Here is a 19,939-nt window from a genome sequence, read left to right as displayed (position 1 = left end):
TCCTATTCGAAGACGGTGAACGAGCCGGAGGTCCAGCGGGTCAGCAGATCGGCAACGTCGTCCTGGCGCACGACTGCCACAGCGGCACGGCCACCGAACTCCAGGTACGGCAGGCTGAGCAGGAGCTCGAGGTCGGCGCCGAGACCGTTGGCGGGCATGAGCGGCGGCCCCCAGGCCGGGTCGTACGTGCGCGTCCAGCTCTCGCGGGAGATCCACGGCCGGAAAGACGCCCGCACGACCGCGCCGACCAGGTTCGCGACCTCCGCCGAGTCGAACGAGCCCGAAGACGACAGCAACACCGCTGCCGGCGAACGGACGGTACCGCCCAGGTACGAGTAGTTCTCGAACAGCACACGCGGGCCGTGCGCCTGCACGAGCAGCAAGAGGTCGCCGAGACCGTCCGACGGCAGCCACGGCCGGTAGCCGGGGCGGGGGCGGCCCACCTCCGGCACGTCGTGGCTCGCGGCGCCGAGCATGCCGCGGAAGAAGCTCGCGAACGCCGTGTCGCCCGCGCGGTGCAGCGCGGTGGCCTCCTCCAGCATCGCGCGGCGGGCGAACCTGGCGTTGGCGGGCAGGCTGTGGCGCAGGCACATCTGCAGCGGCACGTCCTCCTTCACCAGCAGGAACGCGGTGGAGTACGTCACGCGTGCCTCCAGTGGCACCGACATCGCGCCGTGCAGGCACGCGAGGGTGATGCGGTCCACGACGTCGGGGCGCGGGGTGACGTACTGCAGTGCGTTGGCGGCGAAGCTCGTGAAACCTTCCTCCAACGCCAGCGTGAGCACGGCTTCGGCGCCGTCGTCGACGTTGCGGTCGTGCAGTTGCAGGGCCACGCGCGACACGACGTCCCACGCTCCCTCGGAGATGTGCGGCCGCAACGCCTGCCACAGAGAACGAGCGTCGGTGTGGCGCCGCACCATGCGTTCCGCGGCGAAGTACTCCATGAACGTGCGGTGGGTGAAGCCGAACAGCGGCTCGTGCCGGGTGGTGCCCACGTCGGTGAGGATCCAGGCGCGGCCGGTGCAGAACTCGGCGAACTGCTCGGCGGCCGCGAAGGCGTCGTCGGTGTCGAACGACTTCGAGACGAGGTAGCCGGCCAGCAGGCGGACGATGCGGCTGCGCGGCAGGGCTCGGCCGGATTCGGTGCTGTTGAACAGGAACCACGCGAGGTGCTGGACCGCGCCGCGCAGCCGGCCGTGGAACTGCACGGGAAGCGCTATGCCGCGCATCGAGTCCCAGCGGTCGAACAGCATCACCGCGCACCGCTCGTAGACCTGGGCGAGGTTGCGCGGCAGGTAGTGCTCGCTGGAGTACATGGCGCACAACAGGGCCAGCAGCAACGGGTTGCGGCGCAGCTCGGCGATCTCCGCGCTCTCCGCGACGAAGGCCGAGGCGAGGCGGGCGCGCCGGCCGGCCGGGGTGGCGGCGTCCAGGGCGAACCACCGGGCCGCGTAGGCCTCGACCTGCTCGGTGTCGAACTCGTCGATGGACCCCAGGGTGAACAGCGACGAGCTCAGCGGGGCCTCGGAGTACCCGACCTTGCGGGCGGTGACGACGATCGGCGTCAGCGGGTACTGGTGGGCGAAACCCTCGATCAGCCGGACGACCCGGCGCCGCAGCTCGGGTTCCACCAGCTCGTCCAGGCCGTCGAGCAGGACGACCGCGCGGCCGTTGCGCAGCAGGTACTCCACGCCGTCGCGGGGTGGCGCGAGGTTGTACGGGTCGCGGCTCACCTGCTCCAGGTACCGCAGTAGCTCGCGGCCGCCCTGGTGGAACCACGGCGTGAACTCGCGGAGCACCAGCAGGAACGGGACGCGGTCGTCCGCGAGCGCGAGGTCGTGCGCGAGTTTCGCGGCCAGCGTGGACTTTCCCGCGCCTGGGTCGCCGAGCAGCACGGTCCGCCTGCCGGGCAGGCCCAGGTCGTCGACGGAGAGATCGGGGTTCAGCGTCGGCCGCACGTACAGCTCGCGGTACGGCACGGACCGGCTGACCCCTATGTGCGGTAATCGCATCTCCGCGTGCGTGGCGACGATCTGCTCGCGCAGCCGGCTGGCGTAGGAGTGGAAGCCGGTCAGCGAACGGGCTCGCCGCAGCAGCAGGCGGTTGTGGGCGGCGGCGCTCGCGAGGTGCGCCACCGCCACCGCGGTCGGGGTGTCGAGGTCGTCGGCGCCCAGCGGCCGCGGGTCCGTCAACGCCGTCAGCACCGCCGAGGGATCACCGGACACGCCCGCGTGCCGCAGTCCCTGCACGATCTGCTCGCGCAGGTCGGAGGCGAGCGACGGGTCCAGCGTGCCGCGCATCGCCCGCCACAGCACGACCTGGCGCGCCACCTCCGCGAAGTCCGGTGATTCCAGGTACGTCAGCAACACCGGGTCGACGTCGGGCGGCGGGGGAGGGACGAGCCGGGAGAGCCTGGGGGCGAGCTGGTTGCTGACGGACACCACGATGCGGCCGACCGCCGCGTCCACGCTCGCCACCCGGGCCTCCAAACGTTCGTTACGAAACGTCCTTCAGCCGGGATAGCACATCGGGCAGCGCCGCGGTGTGCACGACGCCGAGTCGTTGCGTCGCACGGGTGAGCGCGACGTACAGGTCCGACGCGCCGCGCGGCGACTCCGCGAGGATGCCCTCCGGGTCCACCACGACCACGGAGTCGAACTCCAGGCCCTTGGCGTCGGTCACGCCGAGCACCACGACCTGGGCCTCCTCCAGCTCGTTGCCCACCGACGAACCGGGCACCGCCGAGGCGATCGCCGAGCCCACCGACGGCAGCAGCGCGGCCGGCACGATCACGGCGACCTTGCCGTCGCCGACCGCCGCGACCTCGCGCGAGATCAGCGCCGGCACCTCGGACTCGTACGACGGCACGCGCGCGGTCCACGGCGGCACACCGGTCTCGCGCACCGACGTCGGCGGCACCAGGGAGGCGTCGACCGACGCGAGCACGTCCGCGGCCACCTCCATGATCTCGGCCGGCGTGCGGTAGTTGACCGTCAGTTCCGTGAGACGCCAACGGTTCTGCACGTACGGCGAGAGCACGGACCCCCACGACGTCGCGCCGCCGACGTCACCGGTCTGCGCGATGTCGCCGACGACCGTCATGGACTTGCTGGGGCAGCGGCGCATCAACGTGCGCCACGCCATCGCCGACAGCTCCTGCGCCTCGTCCACGATGATGTGCCCGAACGTCCACGTGCGGTCCGCCGCGGCGCGTTCGGCCGCCGTCTCGTAGCGGTCGACGCCGTGGCGCTGGGCCAGGCTGTACGCGTCCATCAGGTCCGAGGCCATCAGGATGTCCGGGTCCGCGTCGTCGTCCAGGTCGAGGATGTCGAGCACCCCCTGCGCGTACTCGATCGCCTGGCGGCGCTGGCGTTCCGCGCGGGCCTTGGCCTCCGAGTCGTCCTCGCCGAGCAGTTCCGCGGCCTCGTCGAGCAACGGCACGTCCGCGGGCGTCCAGTCGTCGCCCACGCGCTGCAGCAGATCGCGTTCCTCGCGGGTGAACTTGGCCATCGCGCGGTTGCGGCGCTTCGGGTTGCGGTAGAGCTCCGAGAGCAGCGAGAACGGCGTCAGCACCGGCCACAGCGACGAGATGGCGGCCTGGACGTCCTCGGACTCGCGCAGCTCGCGGCGGATGTCGTCCAGGTCCGCCTTGTCGAGCAGGTGGTTGCCGAGGCGCGACGCGACCATGCCGGCCAGGGTCGAGATGATCTCGCGGGCGAACGTGCGGCGGGCCTCGTTGTGCGCACGGCGCGTGCGGCGGGCACGGCCCCGTGCGTCGGAGATGGCGCGGCGGTCCAGGCGCAGCACGTCGTTGTCGAAGCGGACCTCGACGAACGGCGGCGCTTCCTGGCGGTCCCGCACGGCGGCGGCGATCACGTCCGCCATCTGGATCCGGCCCTTGATCGCCGCGACCTCGGGCGCCTCGCGACCGGTCGCCGTCAGGTTCGGGTACAGCTCGCCGACGGTGGACAGCAGCACGCCGGTCTCGCCCAGCGACGGCAGCACCTGGCTGATGTAGCGCAGGAACGTCGTGTTCGGGCCGACCACCAGCACACCGCGCTTCGCGAGCTGCCGGCGGTGCGTGTAGAGCAGGTACGCGGCGCGGTGCAGCGCCACGGCGGTCTTGCCGGTGCCCGGTCCGCCCTGCACGACGACGACGCCGTTGAGCTCGGACCGGATGATCACGTCCTGCTCGGCCTGGATGGTCGCGACGATGTCGCTCATCTGGCCGGTGCGCGACTCGTTCAGCGCGGCCAGCAGCGTCGCCTCGCCGGTCAGCGACTCGCTGCGGGTGACGTCGGCCGAGTTGATGTCGAGGACCTCGTCGTCGAGGCCGATCACCTTGCGCGACCGGGTCCGCAGGTGCCGGCGCCGGCGCACGCCGTCGGGGTTGGCGGCGGTGGCGAGGTAGAACGGCCTGGCGGCGGGCGCCCGCCAGTCCATCAGCAGCGGCTCGTATTCCTTGTCCTCGTCGAAGAGACCGATTCGGCCGATGTAGAAGCGGTCCTCGTTGTGGAAATCGAGCCGGCCGAACGCGAGTCCGTTCTCGACGGCGCTGTACTGAGCCAGTTGATCGGTGTACATCGCGACGGACGTGTCGCGCTCGGACCGCATCTGGTGCGTGCCGCCGGTTTGTCGCAACGACTGTGCGAGTCGTTTCGACGTCTGTTCACGGAGGTCGTCGAGCCGGCCGTACAACATGGCCACGTATTCCTGCTCCGGCTCCATTTCGGCGAGCCGGAGGTCATCGGAGGGGCTTGACAACTTGCCTCATTTCTCGATACTCTGCGACATCGGTTTTCATGCCGATTCGCCCATTCCTGCCCGCGCCAGGTCGCTTGAGCGCAGACTGTCTAATCTACACGCATATCAGCGTGGTGCAGGTACGCCTTCCGCAGCAGTGTGGCCAACGTATCCCGCTCGTGCGGTGTCAACGGCGCCAGCAGCTCGTCCTCGTGTTCCCTGGCCGCCTCCAGGCGCTCGCGCAACGCGCGTCTGCCCCCGTCGGTGATCGACACGGTGAACCGGCGCCGGTCCTTCTCGTCCCGCCTGCGCCGCGCGAACCCGAGTCCTTCGAGGTGGTCGAGCACCGAGACGAGGTCGCTCGGGTCCATCCGCACCCGGTCACTGATCCGCTTCTGCGCCACCGCCTCCTGCTCGGAGAGGTAGGCGAGCACCGTCAGGTGCGGCCCACGCAGGTCCGCGCGCCCGATCCGGCGGGCTTCGCGCACCAGTCCCAGCATCAGGTAGCTGGGCAGGCGCAGAAGCTGATCGATGCTCATGTCCTCAAGTCTAAGAAAGATCTGTCGCCCGATCGTGGATTGCGCTGCGTGATGAACGCGCTCGGACGGGGGCCGACAGGGTGAGCGTTGGGGTGACGTTTCTCCACGAACCACCAGGAAGCGGCATGGTGGGGGTATGACGCGTGCGGAGATCGTCCGGCTCGCCCACTGCGTGGTGCGCCGGCCCCGATGGCAACTCGTCGTCGCCGTGCTGCTGTCCGCGTGGACACTCGCCTGGGTGCTCGGTCAGCTCGCCGCGCAGCCCCTCAGTCCGCTCGGTCTCCTCGCCTGGACCGGCATTCCCCTCGATTCGGCATCCCTATGGGCGCGCGAGCGGGCGGACGTCCTCGCCTGGCTCGCCACGCTCGGCGGACTGAGCTGGGCGGCCACCACGGAACGGGGTCAGCTGCCCGCGCTCGCCGGGTGGTTCGCGGTGCTCGTCGCGGGGGAGGCCGCGGGCTACGACCACGCCGTGCAGCGCGCGATCATCAGCATGGTGGTCTTCCTGCTCGTCCTCGCGGCCGTCTCCGTCACCGGGCGACGCGCGTTCGTCGTCGACCGCGTCGCCGTCATGCCCAAGGACGTCGTGCGGGCCGGCATCACCGCCGCCGTGCTGACCGCCGTGGTCCCGCTCATCGCCCCCGGCCTGGCCCTCACCCGCCTCGTCCGCCCCTACGTGACGAAACCGCCGCGGCGCCTGCGTCCGGTTGAGACCCACCTGCTGCGGGAAACCGGATGAGATGAGCGACTACCTGCCCCCGCCCGCGCCGCCGCGCAGCGCGTTGACCCTGCGGTTGTGGCTCGCCGGGTTCGGGGTGGTCTTCAACTCGGTGGCCGGGTGGCTGGCGCTGCGAGCTGACCTCGCGTGGCTCGGGATCCTGCTTTTGCTACTCGCCGTCGTGTGCGTCGTCGACTTCGTTTGGGTGGTGCACCGGAAACGTCGCGGAGATCCGGGCTGAAAGCTGTCACAAACCTGTGCTTGGGCTGAAGCCCTCGCATGGATAAAGATGTCGACGTGCATGAAGATCCGGCCAAAGGCAGGTTAGCCAGGGTGATGCGGCGGCAGCCCGTGCAACAGCGCGGTGCGGCGACTGTTTCCGCGATCGTGGACGCGTGCGCGAGCCTGCTCAACGAATACGACTACGACGACATCACCACGGCGCGCATCGTCGATGTGGCCGGAGTGCCCATTGGTTCTTTCTATCAGTACTTCCCCGACAAAAGATCTGTCGTGCACGCGCTCGCGCTGCGCGGGATGGAGAACTACCTCGGCAAGGTCGAGGAGCTCTTCGCCGCCGATCTGATCGCGGACACCTGGCGCGAGGCCATGGCGCAGGTCGTCGAGGTGTACCTGCGGATGCTGCACGAGGAACCCGGCTTCGGGCGGGTGCGGTTCAGCGACATGCTCGACAGCCACCGCCTCGACTCGAGCGTCGACCAGTACGAGCTCATGGCCGAACGGCTCGCGGAGATGTTCGTCAACCGGTTCGGCGCCCACGGCGACGCCCCGGTGATGCTCACGTTCCGGATCGCCGTGCAGACCGCGGACGCGCTGTTCAAGCTCGCCGAACGGGTCGGCGAGCAGGACCGCGCGTACGTGGTCGGCACGGCGAACGAGCTGCTGAGCGGCATGCTCGGCTCCGTGCTGGAGAAGCCCCGGGACGCGGTTCAGAGCCCGTAGGCCTCGAGCATCCGCAGCCAGACCTCGCTGATCGTCGGGTACGCCGGCACCGCGTGCCACAGCCGGTCGACGGTCACCTCGCCGACGATCGCGACGGTCGCCGAGTGCAGCAGCTCGGCGACGTCCTGACCGACGAACGTGACGCCGACGAGCGTCCGCGTCCGTTCGTCCACGACCATCCGCGCCTTGCCCTTGTAGCCGTCGGCGTGCAGCGACGAGCCGGCGACCGCGATGTCCAGGTCGACGACCTTGACGTCCCGCCCGGCGGCGCGGGCCTCCTCGGCGGTGTGCCCGACGAACGCCACCTCGGGATCGGTGAACACGACCTGCGGCACGGCCACGTGGTCCGCCCACGCCTGCCCCGCCGACCGCTCCTTGGGCTCGAACCCGCGTGCCCGTTCCAGGATCGCCGTGCCGACCGCGCGGCCCTGGTACTTGCCCTGGTGCGTCAGCAGCGCCCGGCCGGTGACGTCGCCCGCCGCGTACAGCCAGCGCCCGTCCACACCGGACACGAGGCCGGAGTCGTCGATGGTCAGCGGCTTGCCGTCCTTGGTCGCGGGCACCCGGCCGGTCGCGACGAGGATGTGCTGCCCCTGCACGACGCGGCCGTCCTGCAACGTCAGCTCGCCGGGCTTGACCGCCGACGCGCGCCCGTTGAGGAGCACCTCGACGCCGTCGGCCTCCAGCCCCTCGACGACCAGCGGGCCGACGAAGTCCTCCATCTTCGGCAGCGGCCGGTCGCCGGACACCACCAGCTTCACCCGCGACCCGAGCCGTGCCCAGGCCTGCGCCATCTCGACGCCGACGACCCCGCCGCCGAGCACGACCAGCGAGTCCGGCACCTCACGCGCCGACGTGGCGTCCCGCGAAGTCCACACGGGAGTGTCGTCGATGCCTTCCAGCGGCGGCATCTTCGGCACACTGCCGGTGCACACCACGACGGCCTGCCGCGCCCGGTGGACCTCGCCGCCGACCGTCACCTCGCGTTCGCCGGTGACCTCGCCCTCGCCGCGGATGACGTGGATGTTCTCCGACTCGGCCCACTTCACCTGGCCGCTGTCGTCCCAGTTGGAGGTGAACCCGGTCCGGCGCTCCAGCACCGCGGCGGGGTCGAGCCGGCCGCCGACCACGCCCACCCGTTCCGCCGCGGCGAGCGCGTGACCGGAGCGCAGCAGCGCCTTGGAGGGCATGCAGGCCCAGTACGAGCACTCGCCGCCGACGAGCTCCTTCTCGATCATGGCGGTGGACAGGCCACCGGCGGCTGTCCGCCATGCCACGTTCTCACCTACGGGGCCACCACCGATGACGATGACGTCGAAGTCCATGGCGCCACACTAGGCCTCGATCAAGGAAGCCACATGAGGCAGAAGGGGTGCCCGACCGGATCCAGGTACACCCGGAACGTGTCGTCGGTGTCCTTCTGCAGCAGCCGCGCACCGAGCTCCAGCGCCTGGGACTCGGCCACCTCGATGTCCTCCACCAGCACGTCCAGGTGGAACTGCTGCGAGCCGTGCGGATCGGGGAACACCGGCGGCCGGTACTCGGGCGCCTTCTGGAACGCGATCCGCGTGCCCTGCACCACGATCACGACCCACGTGTCGTCCTCGCCGGGCAGGCGTTCGGCGCCGAGCAGCCGTTCGTAGAACGACGCGAGCTCGGCGGGGTCCGGGCAGTCGAGCACGACAGAACGCAGTTGTCCGACCATGCCCTCCACCCTCTACCGGGTGACGGGGAGCCGCAACGCCTGCTTTGCGATCGCATCGAGCGGTCCCACGCCCGCCTCGCCGGACCACACCGCGAACGCCAGCGTCACGTGGCTGCCCTTGGTGGTGTTCGCGAACGCCGCGCTCTCGAGCGGCTTGCCGTCCATCCCGAGCACACCGCCCGACCCCGGCAGCGCGACGACCGCGTGCAGCGACTTGGCGCTCGGCGCGTCGTACACGTCCATGTCCGCCACCAGCACGGTCGCCGGCTTGCCGCCGGCCGTCGTCTCGTAGGTGGCGCGCAGCAGCACGCCGCAGTCGTTCGCGATCAGCCACGCCTTCACGTCGCCGAACGCCTGGGACTGGCACTCCTGGTCCTTGCGCATGTCCTTCGGCACGAACGTCGTACCGTCCACGACCACCGTCGTCGGCTGCGCGGACGAGGTCGGCGCCGGCGTCGCATCGGCCGGCTTGTCGTCACCGGGCAGCGCGACCACGAGCCACACCACGAGGATCAGTGCGACGAGCGCGGCGCCCGCGAGGTAAGGCCAGGTCAGCTTGCCTGGCAAGCGCTTGCGGCCGATCGCCTGCCGCAGCTGCGCCTTGGGGATCAGCATCGTGTTCGCGGCCGCGAGGTCGGGGGAGACCGCGTCGCTGAAGCCCTCGGCGAGGAACGCCTTCGCGTCCGGTGGCGTGCCGGTGGTCTGCAGGATCGCGCAGAGCTTCGCCGCGTGGTCCGCGGTGCACGGCACCGTCGACGTCGCGAGCTCGCGGGCGGCACTGAGCACAGTGGACGGTTTGGGGTGCAGCACGCGCACACCGCGGTTGAGGTCGACCGTCGGCTGCACGACCTGGCTCACGAACGGGCCTACCGCGACGATCGTGCTCACCGGGAGCGGTTCCGCGCGCATCGCCTGGATCCGCTGCGCCACCGCGGTCGCCGCCGCCACGGCCTCCGTCGCCGGGTTGGCGACGCCGTCCTCCGCGACGAGCGGCCAGCCGTCGATCTTCCACTGCCCGCCGAGCGGGGCCTCGAGCTTCACGCCGGGGTCGGGCAGGTCCACGCCGACGATCACGAGCACGCCCTTGGGCAGCACGACGATGGCGTCGAGCGGCAGGGGGCAGTCCGGCGGCTGGACGCCGATCAGCGCGATGCCACCCAGGACCTCGGTACCCGCGCCCCACGCCGTGAGGGCGGCACGGACGTCCGCCCCAATGGCCGAGGGTTCAGCGCCCAGACGGATCAGCCGCACGAGTCCCTACCTTTCCGCACGGGGGGACACCGTAGCGGTCCGGGGTCGCCTGAACGCAGCCGGTCGAGACATTCGGTGATGCCCGTCACCGATAAGTGGATCACTCGTTAGATGGATTGCCTGCCTATGTTCACGGAGGGTCCATGTACAAACGCGCAGCATCGCTCGCCGTACTGCTGGTGGCCGTCGCATCCCCTGTCGCGACGGCCGCACCGGCCTCCACGGTCTACGTCCACGGTGCCGACATCACCGCCGCGGAACAGGCGGTGGAGGCAGCCGGTCTGCAGAAGATCACGAGCTTCCGCAAGATCGGCGTCGTCGCCGCGCGGGGAGACTCCGCGCAGATCTCCTCCGCCAGGGCCAAGTCGGGCGTGACGCGCGTCGAGGTCCAGCAGCCCATCAAGTTCCTCGGCTCGACCTCCCACACGGCCACCCGCGGTCTCGACGCCCGCAACAGCCTCGGCCTCACCGGCGCGGGCGTGTCGGTCGCCGTGATCGACTCGGGTGTCGACCCGACCCACCCGTCGTTCGGCGGCCGGATCGTCCGCAACCTCAAGAGCCTGTGCCTCGACGGCTCGACGCAGACGAACTGCATCGTGCCGGTGCCGAACTTCCTCGACACCGACACGACGTCGCTCGGCGGCCACGGCACGCACGTCACCGGCATCGCGATCGGCGGCGACGTGCAGACCACCGGCGGTCCGGTGATCCGCGGCGCGGCACCGGGCGCGAAGGGCGTCGTCATCTCGACCGGGGCGGCCATCCTCATCCTCGGCGCGGACGCCGCGCTGAACTGGGTGCTGGAGAACCACGCGGCACCGTGCGGGGCCGGCGTGCCCGCCTCGACCTGCCCGCCGATCAAGGTGATCAACAACTCCTACGGTCCGTCCGGCGGCGGGTCCTTCGACCCCGAGTCGGTCACTGTCAAGTTGCAACGGCAGCTCGTGGCCGAGGGTGTCGTCGTCGTGTGGGCGAACGGCAACGACGGCGGCGACGGGTCGGCGAACCTGTCCAACCCGCCCGGTGTCGACCCGACCCCCGGTGTGATCTCGGTTGCCTCCTACAACGACCAGGAGACCGGCACCCGCGACGGAGCCCTGTCCGACTTCTCCTCGCGCGGTCTCGCCACCGACCAGGCGACCTGGCCGGACATCTCCGCACCCGGCGAGAACATCGCCTCGTCGTGCCGGCTCTACCTGCCGATCTGCGCGACCGGCCTGAAGCCGCAGAACGGTCCGGGCCTGCTCGACCTCGGCACGTTCAACACGATCAGCGGCACGTCGATGGCGGCGCCGCACATCGCCGGGATCGTCGCACAGCTGTTCCAGGCCAAGCCTTCCGCGACCCCCGCCGACATCGAGCGGGCGCTGAAGTCGACGGCCTACAAGTACGGCACCGGCTACCAGCCGGCCGGCCCCTACACCTCGTCGTTCGACAAGGGCACGGGTCTGGTCGACGTCGTGGCCGCGGTAAACGCCCTCTAGATCACGATCACGCATCGCTCGACCGGGGAGATCGGGACTTAAGACCTGTATCTGCCCCGGTCGGGTGATGATCGAGCTGGTTCTTATGGCGGACATGCCTCCAGTCGAGGCAGAATGCAGCGAGCGGGTTTCGCGGCGATCACCTCATCACTCGGCAAGGCGTAGGGGAAGACGTCCCTCGTCGAGTAGCGGAGGTCAGCAGTGAGCACCCGTGGCAGCACCAGTGGCGTGGTTTACGTCCACTCGTCGCCGTCTGCGGTCTGTCCGCACGTCGAGTGGGCGATCTCGGGCACCCTCGGTGTCCGGGTAGACCTCAGGTGGGCAGCGCAACCCGCGGCACCAGGCCAGTTGCGCGCTGAATGCGCGTGGACCGGAGACGCTGGCACCGGCGCCAAGCTCGTCGCTGCGCTGCGCGCGTGGCCGATGCTCCGGTTCGAGGTGACCGAGGAACCCTCCTCGGGGCAGGACGGCGAGCGCTTCTGCTTCGCGCCGGTCCTGGGACTGTGGCACGCCCGCACGTCCGCCAACGGAGACATCGTCGTCAACGAGGACCAGCTGCGATCGCTCGCGGTCAGAGCCCGCGGGGGTGAGTCCTTCGCGCACGGTGTGGACGAACTCCTCGGCGCCGCGTGGGACGACGCGCTGGAACCGTTCCGCCGTGCGGGAGACGGCGCACCGGTCACCTGGCTGCACCGCGTCGGATGAGTCCTGAGTGGACCCCGCTCACCGTTTGGGCAGCGGGGTTTCTTCTCGCTGCGTGGGATCCCAGGCCAGCATGAGCTGCCCGTAGAGCGGCGAGGTCTTCAGCAGGTGCTCGTGGGTGCCGAGCAACGGCTTCCCGCCGTCCATGACCAGCACCCTGTTCGCCCGCAACGCCGAGCTCAGCCGGTGTGCGATGACCACCAGGATCCCGCCCCGCCGCGCGAAAGCCCGTTCGGCGCGGGCCTCGGCGGCCGGGTCCAGGTGGGAGGTCGCCTCGTCGAGGATGACGACGCTCGCGGAGGTGACGTAGACCCGCGCGAGTGCCAGGAGCTGGGCCTCACCGGCGGAAAGTCCTTCGCCGCCGTGTCCGATCACGGCGTCCAGTCCGCCCAACGAGTCCAGGAGTTGTTTGGCGCCAACCTTGTTCGCCGCCTCGACGAGCTCCTGGTCGGTCGCCCGCGGTGCGAGCAGGGCGAGGTTCTCCCGGACCGTGCCGGTGAACAGGTACGTCTCCTGCGGGATCAACGCGATCGCGTGGTGGCGGATCGCCGGCACCACCCGGTCCACCGGAGCGCCGCCGAACAGCACGCCGCCGCGGTCCGGGGGCATCAGACCGGTCAGCAGACTGGCCATTGTGGACTTGCCGATGCCGGACGGGCCGACGACGGCCAGGTGGTCGCCGGGGGCCAGGTCGAGCGACAGGCCGCGCACCACCGGTTCCGCGTCCGGGCTCCAGCCGAACGTGACGTCCCGCAGCACGAACTCGCCGGTCGACGGCGTCTCGGTGCCGGTGGCGCCGCCACCCCGGGGTGCCGCCTCCTGCAGTCGTTTGAGGGCGACCATCAGCCGCATCACGACCGTGCTGGTCGTGCGGGCCAGGCCGTGCAGGGCCGGGTTCACGCTGCCGGTCAGGTAGACGACGGCGGCCAGCACCGCGCCGGTCGTGAGCTGACCGGACGCGACGAACGGGGGAGCGAACGCGACCAGCAGGGCGATCGGGGCGAAGCCGCCGAGAGCGATCACCGTGGCGCGCAACGCGTTCGCCCACGCGACCGTGACGGTGGCCCTGGCCTGCGCGTCGACCTGCCGCGCGATGTCCTGGTAGGCCTCGGAGGAGGCGTGGCAGGCGGCGACGTCGCGCAGTCCGGTCAGCACCGCGCCGGACGCCTCGGCGGTGCGTTCGTCGGCCATGACGGCGACGCGCTGCCGTTTCGCGAGCGAGGGCAGCATCAGTCCGAAGAGCAGCAGCGCGGCCACGATCGGCAGCACCACCAGCCAGATCAACGCCGCGGCCGTGGTCGCGAGACCGACGAGCGCGGCGATCGTGGTGACCAGGAGGGCACGGGCCTGCACCAGCACACCGGCCGTCGCGTCGCGGACCACCTCGACGTGCCGGGTGATCATGGCGACCGCGCTGGCGTCCGGCGTGCGGCGGTGCGACGGGTCGTTCAGCACGCCCCGCACGACCCGTGCGACCAGCGCGTCACGCATCGGTTCGACGACGGAACCCAGCCGGGAGAACACCTGCCGCTGCCCCAGCGCGCCCACCACCGCGAGCGTCGCGAACGACAGCAGCCACAGCACGCCGGCCAGCGGTTTCCCGGCCGCGAAGCCGCGGTCGACGGCGCTGCCGACGAGCCGTCCGCCGAAGAACGCGGGAATGCCCTCGAGCAGCGACCAGCCGAGCAGGATCAGCACGCCCTTGCGGTGTCCCGCCAGTGTGGAGAGGTAGAAGCGCATCACTCGCCCCCGGTGAACACGGCTCGGTAGTCCTGTTGAAGCCACAGGTCGCGGTGCCGGCCGGTGCCCCGGACCCGCCCGTTCTCCAGCCAGATCACGAGGTCCGCCCGCGCGGCCGTCGCCGGCCGGTGCGTGACGACGACCCTGGTCCGGCCGGGCAGCGCCGTGGTGAGCGCCCTGTCCACTTTGGCCTCGGTGACCGTGTCCAGACTGGCCGTCGCGTCGTCGAGCACGAGCACGTCGGGATCGCGGATGATCGCGCGGGCGAGCCCGATCCGTTGCGCCTCACCACCGGACAGCGGGGCGTCGGCCACCGGTGTCTCGTAGCCCTGCGGGAGGCGGATCAGCACGTCGTGCACCTGGGCGGCGACGGCGGCGTCCCGGATCTGGACCTCGTCCGCGTCCGTGCCGTAGCCGATGGACCGGCCGATCGTCGTGCCCAGGAGCGCCGGGCGTTCGAACGCGTACCCGACCGCGTCGTGGCCGATGATCTCGCCTTCGTCCACAGCGGACAGTCCGCCGAGCACCGCCGCGAGCGTCGACTTGCCCGCGCCAGAACTGCCGACGACCGCGGCGAACGTGCCGGCGGGGATCATCAGGTCCACGTCGCGCAGCGCGTCACCGACACTGACGCCGCGGAGTTCGACCACCCCGTTGGACGGCCTGGCGGTGGCACGCTTCGGCGCCGGGGTGTCGAGCACCTCGGCGATCCTGGCGGCGCTCGCGCGGGTCCGTTCGAGCACGGTCAGCTGGGTCATCTGGCCGACGATGCCCATGCCGAGCGCCGCGTAGCCGAGGGCGGCGAGCACGTCACCGGTGCTCAGCCTGCCCTCCATGACACCGAACCCGGCGGCGGTGAGGACCGCGACCTCGACGGCGGGCAGCAGCAGTCCGGCCCGCCACATCATCTTCGCCTGGGTGCGCCACATGCCGGCACCGGCCGCGGCGAGCCGGGGGAGCGGCTCCAGCACGCGGTCGGTCTCGCGGCCCGCGATGCCGGCGGCCGCGATCGTGCGCAGGCCGGACACCGAGTCGAGCAGCCGGGCGCTGACCTCGCCGGAGACCTCCTGGTAAGTCAGGACATCGTCGGCGGTCATGCGCATGTGCGTGCGGATCAGGAGACCCGCGAGCGGAACGCTCACCAGGAACACGGCCGCGAGCCGCCAGTCCAGCAGAGCGAGCGCGACGACGGCGCCGACCGAGGACACGGCCGTGACCAGCAGCGTGATCAGCGTGACGGCGATGCCGCCCGCGTTGCCGCAGTCGCCGGTGACCCGGCTGACCGCGTCACCGGCGGCGAACGGGGACGGGTGTCCGAGGGTGAGGAGTTTTCGGGAGAGCCTGCGGCGCAACCAGGCGGTGGCGCGGCTCGTGGTGCTCGCGGCGAGCACGATGCCGATGGCGTCGCCGACGATCTCGGTCGCGGCCAGCAGGAGCAGCCACACGATGGTGAAGAGCACGAAAGTGCCGCTCAGGGCCATGTCGACGGCGTCGGCGAGGGCCGCGGGGAGCAGCAGGCCGCCGGTCGTGGCGACGGCGGCGTTGAGCATCAGCAACCACGGGCGGTGGTCGCGGCGGACGACGGAGAACAGCAGGGCGTCACCTGGTTTGGCCATCGGCTGTTCCTCCGGGGGTCGCGAGGGCGCATCATGAGCGAGGGCCCGACAGCTGGCCGGCTGCCGGGCCCTGCAGTCGGAGGGTGAGCGGCATACTTCGCCTATGCCGCTCACTCACCGCGGTGTTTCAGTTGACGCGCAGGTCAGCAGGCCAGCAGGCTGACGGTGCTGTGCGAGCAGGGCAGCAGCAGCGACGCGTTGGACGCGGTCGTGGAGCCGCCACCGCCACCGCCGCCGTGGCCCGACGCCATCGCGTTGCTCGGGGCCTCGGGGGTCTCGAGGTCCTGCATGTCAAGGATGAAGCCCATGACTGTCTCCTAATTCGAGGGATCGATCTCTTGCTACCGGCCCGAGTGGGCCGGGGTCTGGGCCCTTCCGAGGAAGGGGAGTGGTGGACGTCCGTCCACTGTGGAGGCGATGGCGAGCAGGACGCCCGCGCCGCCGGTGTTGAGGTCCATGGAGAGCCGGCGCAGCTGCACGCCGGGGAACGCGAGCCCGCCGCCGTAGCGCACGGCGTGCCAGCCCAAAGCCTTGAGGTGCTGCCGCACGGAGCGCTCGAGGCGCTCGTCCGGCGTGTGCCGGGTCGCGTGGGCGAGTGTCGCCAGCAGTCCGGCCCTGCCCAGCGTGAACGCGGGCTGGATCACGAACTCACCGGTGCAGCCGCCGAGCAGCTCGGGAAGCCTGGCCGCGCAGGGACGTTCCGGGGCCGCCTTCGCGAACTCCGTCAGCACCAACGCGATTCCCGCGCCGCCGATGCCGACGTAGGGCAGGCTTCGGAACGTCCCGTCGCGTACCTGCAGCGAGCCGTCCAGCGCGACCATCGTCTCGGCCAGGTCGCGTTCGAGCGCCCGTTCCGCGTGGTCGAGCCAGCGCTCGTCACCGGTGTGCTCGAACAGCCGCAGGAAGAACAACGCGGGACCGGACCAGCCGTGCAGCAGTCCCGCCCTGGCCTTCGGGCCCGGCCCGGGGTCGTCTGCGAGCTGCCGCGCGAGTCGTTCGGCGAGCTCCTCGGCCTGGGCCGTGAAGCCGCTGTCCTGCCGTGCGTCGGCGAAGTGCAGCAGGTTGAGGCCGATGCCGGACAGGCCGGCGCTGAGCCCGTGGTCCCGCGTGGTGCCGACGAGCGGCCGGTAGCCCTCGACCAGTTCGGTCGCGAGGTCGTGGTGGCCGAAGTTCTCCAGCACGTGGGCGATCCCGTGCGCGCCGACGAAGAAACCGGGCTGCTTCGGCGGGTCGGTGCGGACCGCCTCGACCAGCCAGTCCTCGTGCTCGGGGTAGCGGCCCTCGCCGCTCTCGGCGAGCGCGTGCAGCACGCCCGCGGCGCCGTGGCCGAAGCCCAGGCCGCCGGTCTCGAACTGCTCGATGTCGCCGGGGAAGAGGCGGTCCCCGCGGTGCGGCGTCGCGCTGTGCAGGATCGCCGCGGCGATCTCCTTGCGCACCACCGCCCAGTCGGGCTGTTCGTCGTCGAACGCGGTGAACGCGGGGTCGGCCGGTGGGTCGACGCGCGGCGTGAGCACGTCGAGGATCTGCCGCTGGTAGTCGCCGTCCAGCCCGAACCGGTCCGCGATCACGTGCACGTGCTGGCGCAGCTTGGCCGGGGCGAGCTCCAGCACCGCGTTCAGCGGCAGGAAGATCCACAGCTTGAGCGCGGCCAGCGGGTAGGCGTCGATGTCGAAGCCCTGCCGGTCGTTCGGCGCCTGGAAGCCCGGCGCGCCGAGCGTGGGCCGGTGCACGTCCTCGATGGTCGACGACAGCTCGAAGTCGATGAGCGAGACCTCGTCGTCCTCGTCCACGAGGATGTTCATGGTGTGCAGGTCGCCGAACACGACGCCGCGGTCGTGCACCCTGGCCACCAGGTCCTCGACCTTGCCGATGAGCGCTTCTGCCCTGGCGCGGTAGGTCGTGAGCTTCTCGTCGGTGACGTCCCGGTGCGTGAGCGGGTAGTTGTGGCCGAGCCACTGCCCGAGCGACCGCCCCGGCATGAACTCCATGGCCACGAACAGGTGCTCCCACTCCGTGAAGCGGTCGTACACCTCGGGAACACCCTTGATGCCGTGCAGCTTCGTGAGGATCTCGTGCTCGAGCTCCAGCCGTGCCACGGCGTCGCGGCCCTCGCGGTCGAGGCCGGCGTGCGGCCGTGCCTCCTTGAGTACGACCTCCTTGCCGTCGCTCTTGCGCGTGGCGAGGTAGACGCCGCCGCCGTTGGAGAAGTGCAGTGAGCTCTTGATCCGGTACGGGAACTGCTCGGGATCACCGGCGTTGCGCTCGGCCAGGTGGGGCTTGAGGAAGGCCGGCAGCTCGATCCACTCGGGGAGGCTGAAGACGGGCTTGCGCTTGTCGGGGATCAGCGCGCCGTCCGGGCCCTCGATCGCGAGCACCTGCTGCCCGTCGACCTCGAGCCACTGCTCGGCGAACCCGCCGTAGCGCACGTACAGCGGTCCCTTGCCGAAGCGCAGGTCGCTGAGGATGTACGCCCCGTGCTCGCCGTCGAGGACCTCGGCCAGCTCGGTGCAGATGGTCTCCAGCTGCTCCACGCTCGCGGGGTAGATCGTGACGAGCTTGCCGCTACCGTCCCGCGGCGCGTACTTGGAGTTGCGGGCCAGCACGATCGAGATCGTCTGCAGGTACTTGAAGGGAATCCGCCGCTCGACGCAGTAGTCGAACGTGGCCTTGAGCACCCGGCCGGCGTTGTCGAGTCCAGCGGAAACGTGGATTTTCCACCCTTGGTTGGGCAGCTGTACCCCGGTCGGGTGGTGGTGCCGCCACACGTTGCGCTCGATCGTCACCCAGTCGGGTGGGAGCGCGGGCAGTTCGGTGGAAAAGTCGTCCGCGGGAGTGCTTTCGGTGCTGCTCTGCAGATCGTAGAACTGCCGATCGGCGAAGCAGTACGCCTCGTATCTGAGGTCCACCGAATTCCCCTCCCTGACTCGTTTGCGTTTTGTTTGACGCGGCATATTTCCGCACAATCTCGCGGCTATCGGGAATCCGCCGTTAGGGTCATATGGGTACCCCGTTCGTGTCCGAAAGACCATCGGTTACCCGTGCGTATGTGACGTCGCGTGATGAGGTTTGGGTCCATCTCACCCGGTTGAGATGTTTGCTCCGTGACGCTGGGTCGGTGTTGCGTGTCGTTTCCGTTAAACGGCACCGTCGCGTTCCTGATGTTGGGCGCCTCTGACCTGCGGTATTCCATTTCGGGTCCGACGTATAGTTACGGGGGTGCAAACGTCGTGCACGCGCTGTGTCGGTTGCTCTTTCCGAGTGAAGCCAAAAATGGCTGCCATTGCGCGTTTGGTACGGCCGAACGGCGGTATGGAGACCCCCATTGGAACCCATTCGTAGGATGAGATTGGCGTCGGTTATTTATGTAGCAAACATTGTCTTACTACATGCAACCGACTAAATTTTGGTGTGATGTAATCGTTCGAGTGAAATCCGTGTTTTGATGTAACGCGACACGTTTCACGAGCGGCCTCTGCTGCCCGGCGTGTCGTGCGGCTAGGCTGCGGGTGTGGGGAGCGTGGCAAGCCGCTGGCTGGTGCCGGCCGTGGTGGTGATCACCGGTGCGGCGGTGGCGGCGGGCATGGTCGGCAGAACCGTCTACTCGCGCCCGGCCGAGGCCCGCGGCACCCCTGCGGTGCCGTCCTCCTCGGTCGTGGGCCCGCTCCCGGGTTCCGCGGAGGTGCGCCTGAGCCCGGACTCCTTCACCCACCCGGACCGGACCGCCGTGCAGCGCGTCCTGCAGGCCTACTTCGACTCGATCAACGCCCGCGACTTCGACGCGTGGCGAGGAGTGGTGTCGGCTCGGCGGGTGTCGGTCACTCCGGTGGAGAGCTGGATGTCGGCGTACGAGTCGACGCGGGACGGCGGGATGGTGGTGCAGCGCGTCGAGTCCGATGTGGTGGGGCGGCGGTTGCGGGTGCTGATCTCTTTTGTGTCCACTCAGGACGTTGCCAAGGCGCCGCCTGCTTTGCCGGAGCGGTGCATTCGGTGGCGGGTGGTGTACGTGCTGGTGTGGGAGGGTGGGGTGTTGAAGGTGGACGAGGCGCCGGAGAACCGGAACCCGCAGATGGAGAAGTGCTGATCGCTTCGCGCCTGTTGGGTGGGACGTCCCCCTGGTGCGTTGGCGGGTTCCTGTTTGGTGTCCGTGCGTGGGCGCGTTGAGTCCGTAGCTGCGGCTGCTTCCTGGGGACTCCGCCCCCAGACCCCCACAATCTGATCAAAGACCGGCCAGCGCCGGGAGCGGGTTGATGGCACGCCTGGTGCTCACGGCGGCTTGCTGTTGAGCAGCTGGTTGCGTTGGTGGGGTGGTCCCGTCACGAGCCGCACCAGAGCGGGCCACATCTGAAGAGGAGGGTCAAGTCGACGAAGAGCGTGTCGACTTGACCCTCCTCCTAAGGGGCAGGAAGGACAGTGGCGCGACACGGGACGGGGCCCCCCCACCCCCGGCGGGCGGCGAGTACGGCACGCCCTAGGCGGCG

The 19,939-nt window shown here is 70.2% G+C and carries 16 protein-coding genes; 6 read left to right on the top strand and 10 right to left on the bottom strand.

Annotated elements, in window-relative coordinates:
* Positions 1 to 2: 2 nt before the first annotated feature.
* The 3 genes from ABZX02_RS35820 to ABZX02_RS35810 form a co-directional block, all read right to left on the bottom strand.
* A complete protein-coding gene (locus tag ABZX02_RS35820; protein WP_355305148.1) occupies positions 3 to 2,477 on the bottom strand; it encodes an NACHT domain-containing protein in 2,475 nt (824 codons plus the stop codon).
* A 19-nt stretch (positions 2,478 to 2,496) separates the two neighbouring features.
* The gene (locus ABZX02_RS35815) at positions 2,497 to 4,728 is read right to left on the bottom strand and encodes an AAA family ATPase (RefSeq protein WP_355305370.1); all 2,232 of its coding nucleotides are present in this window, start codon (positions 4,726 to 4,728) and stop codon (positions 2,497 to 2,499) included.
* A gap of 125 nt (positions 4,729 to 4,853) precedes the next feature.
* Positions 4,854 to 5,282, bottom strand: coding sequence for a MarR family transcriptional regulator (locus ABZX02_RS35810; RefSeq protein WP_355305146.1), 429 nt, complete (start codon positions 5,280 to 5,282; stop codon positions 4,854 to 4,856).
* A 136-nt stretch (positions 5,283 to 5,418) separates the two neighbouring features.
* Here ABZX02_RS35810 and ABZX02_RS35805 point away from each other — a divergent pair, with 136 nt between their 5' ends.
* The 3 genes from ABZX02_RS35805 to ABZX02_RS35795 all read left to right on the top strand — a co-directional run bounded on the left by ABZX02_RS35805 (position 5,419) and on the right by ABZX02_RS35795 (position 6,963).
* Positions 5,419 to 6,021 (top strand): hypothetical protein, encoded by a 603-nt coding sequence (locus ABZX02_RS35805; RefSeq protein WP_355305144.1) that lies wholly within the window; start codon positions 5,419 to 5,421, stop codon positions 6,019 to 6,021.
* A 1-nt stretch (position 6,022) separates the two neighbouring features.
* Positions 6,023 to 6,241 (top strand): DUF6343 family protein, encoded by a 219-nt coding sequence (locus ABZX02_RS35800; protein WP_355305142.1) that lies wholly within the window; start codon positions 6,023 to 6,025, stop codon positions 6,239 to 6,241.
* A 95-nt stretch (positions 6,242 to 6,336) separates the two neighbouring features.
* Positions 6,337 to 6,963, top strand: a complete 627-nt coding sequence (locus tag ABZX02_RS35795; protein WP_355305140.1) for a TetR/AcrR family transcriptional regulator — start codon at positions 6,337 to 6,339, stop codon at positions 6,961 to 6,963.
* Here the strand turns inward: ABZX02_RS35795 and ABZX02_RS35790 are convergent.
* The 3 genes from ABZX02_RS35790 to ABZX02_RS35780 are packed head-to-tail and all read right to left on the bottom strand — an operon-like array spanning position 6,951 to position 9,919.
* Positions 6,951 to 8,288, bottom strand: coding sequence for an NAD(P)/FAD-dependent oxidoreductase (locus ABZX02_RS35790; protein ID WP_355305138.1), 1,338 nt, complete (start codon positions 8,286 to 8,288; stop codon positions 6,951 to 6,953). The genes ABZX02_RS35795 and ABZX02_RS35790 overlap by 13 nt on opposite strands.
* A 20-nt stretch (positions 8,289 to 8,308) precedes the next feature.
* Positions 8,309 to 8,668, bottom strand: a complete 360-nt coding sequence (locus ABZX02_RS35785) for a VOC family protein (protein ID WP_355305136.1) — start codon at positions 8,666 to 8,668, stop codon at positions 8,309 to 8,311.
* A 12-nt stretch (positions 8,669 to 8,680) separates the two neighbouring features.
* Complete coding sequence (locus ABZX02_RS35780) at positions 8,681 to 9,919, bottom strand: hypothetical protein (protein ID WP_355305134.1); 1,239 nt, start codon at positions 9,917 to 9,919, stop codon at positions 8,681 to 8,683.
* A gap of 143 nt (positions 9,920 to 10,062) precedes the next feature.
* On the opposite strand from ABZX02_RS35780, the gene ABZX02_RS35775 reads away from it, so the two are divergent.
* Both ABZX02_RS35775 and ABZX02_RS35770 read left to right on the top strand, forming a co-directional pair.
* Positions 10,063 to 11,403, top strand: coding sequence for a S8 family serine peptidase (locus ABZX02_RS35775; RefSeq protein ID WP_355305132.1), 1,341 nt, complete (start codon positions 10,063 to 10,065; stop codon positions 11,401 to 11,403).
* 201 nt (positions 11,404 to 11,604) lie between these two features.
* Entirely contained in the window at positions 11,605 to 12,108 is a 504-nt protein-coding gene (locus tag ABZX02_RS35770; protein WP_030474501.1) for a DUF3145 domain-containing protein, read from the top strand.
* 18 nt (positions 12,109 to 12,126) lie between these two features.
* On the opposite strand, the gene ABZX02_RS35765 is transcribed toward ABZX02_RS35770, so the two are convergent.
* The 4 genes from ABZX02_RS35765 to lanKC form a co-directional block, all read right to left on the bottom strand.
* The gene (locus tag ABZX02_RS35765) at positions 12,127 to 13,845 is read right to left on the bottom strand and encodes an ABC transporter ATP-binding protein (protein WP_355305129.1); all 1,719 of its coding nucleotides are present in this window, start codon (positions 13,843 to 13,845) and stop codon (positions 12,127 to 12,129) included.
* Positions 13,845 to 15,461 (bottom strand): ABC transporter ATP-binding protein, encoded by a 1,617-nt coding sequence (locus ABZX02_RS35760; protein WP_355305128.1) that lies wholly within the window; start codon positions 15,459 to 15,461, stop codon positions 13,845 to 13,847. The genes ABZX02_RS35765 and ABZX02_RS35760 overlap by 1 nt, the downstream gene beginning before the upstream one ends.
* A gap of 143 nt (positions 15,462 to 15,604) precedes the next feature.
* A complete protein-coding gene (locus tag ABZX02_RS35755) occupies positions 15,605 to 15,769 on the bottom strand; it encodes a SapB/AmfS family lanthipeptide (RefSeq protein WP_090058697.1) in 165 nt (54 codons plus the stop codon).
* Positions 15,770 to 15,802: 33 nt separating this feature from the next.
* The gene (lanKC, locus tag ABZX02_RS35750) at positions 15,803 to 18,367 is read right to left on the bottom strand and encodes a class III lanthionine synthetase LanKC (RefSeq protein ID WP_355305126.1); all 2,565 of its coding nucleotides are present in this window, start codon (positions 18,365 to 18,367) and stop codon (positions 15,803 to 15,805) included.
* A 602-nt stretch (positions 18,368 to 18,969) separates the two neighbouring features.
* Here lanKC and ABZX02_RS35745 point away from each other — a divergent pair.
* A complete protein-coding gene (locus ABZX02_RS35745) occupies positions 18,970 to 19,542 on the top strand; it encodes a hypothetical protein (protein ID WP_355305124.1) in 573 nt (190 codons plus the stop codon).
* Positions 19,543 to 19,939 lie beyond the last annotated feature (397 nt).

It is taken from the genome of Lentzea sp. NPDC003310, assembly GCF_040610935.1.
Taxonomy (GTDB): domain Bacteria; phylum Actinomycetota; class Actinomycetes; order Mycobacteriales; family Pseudonocardiaceae; genus Lentzea.
Note: the sequence above shows the minus strand (reverse complement) of the source record. Positions and strands in the feature narration are given on the sequence as shown.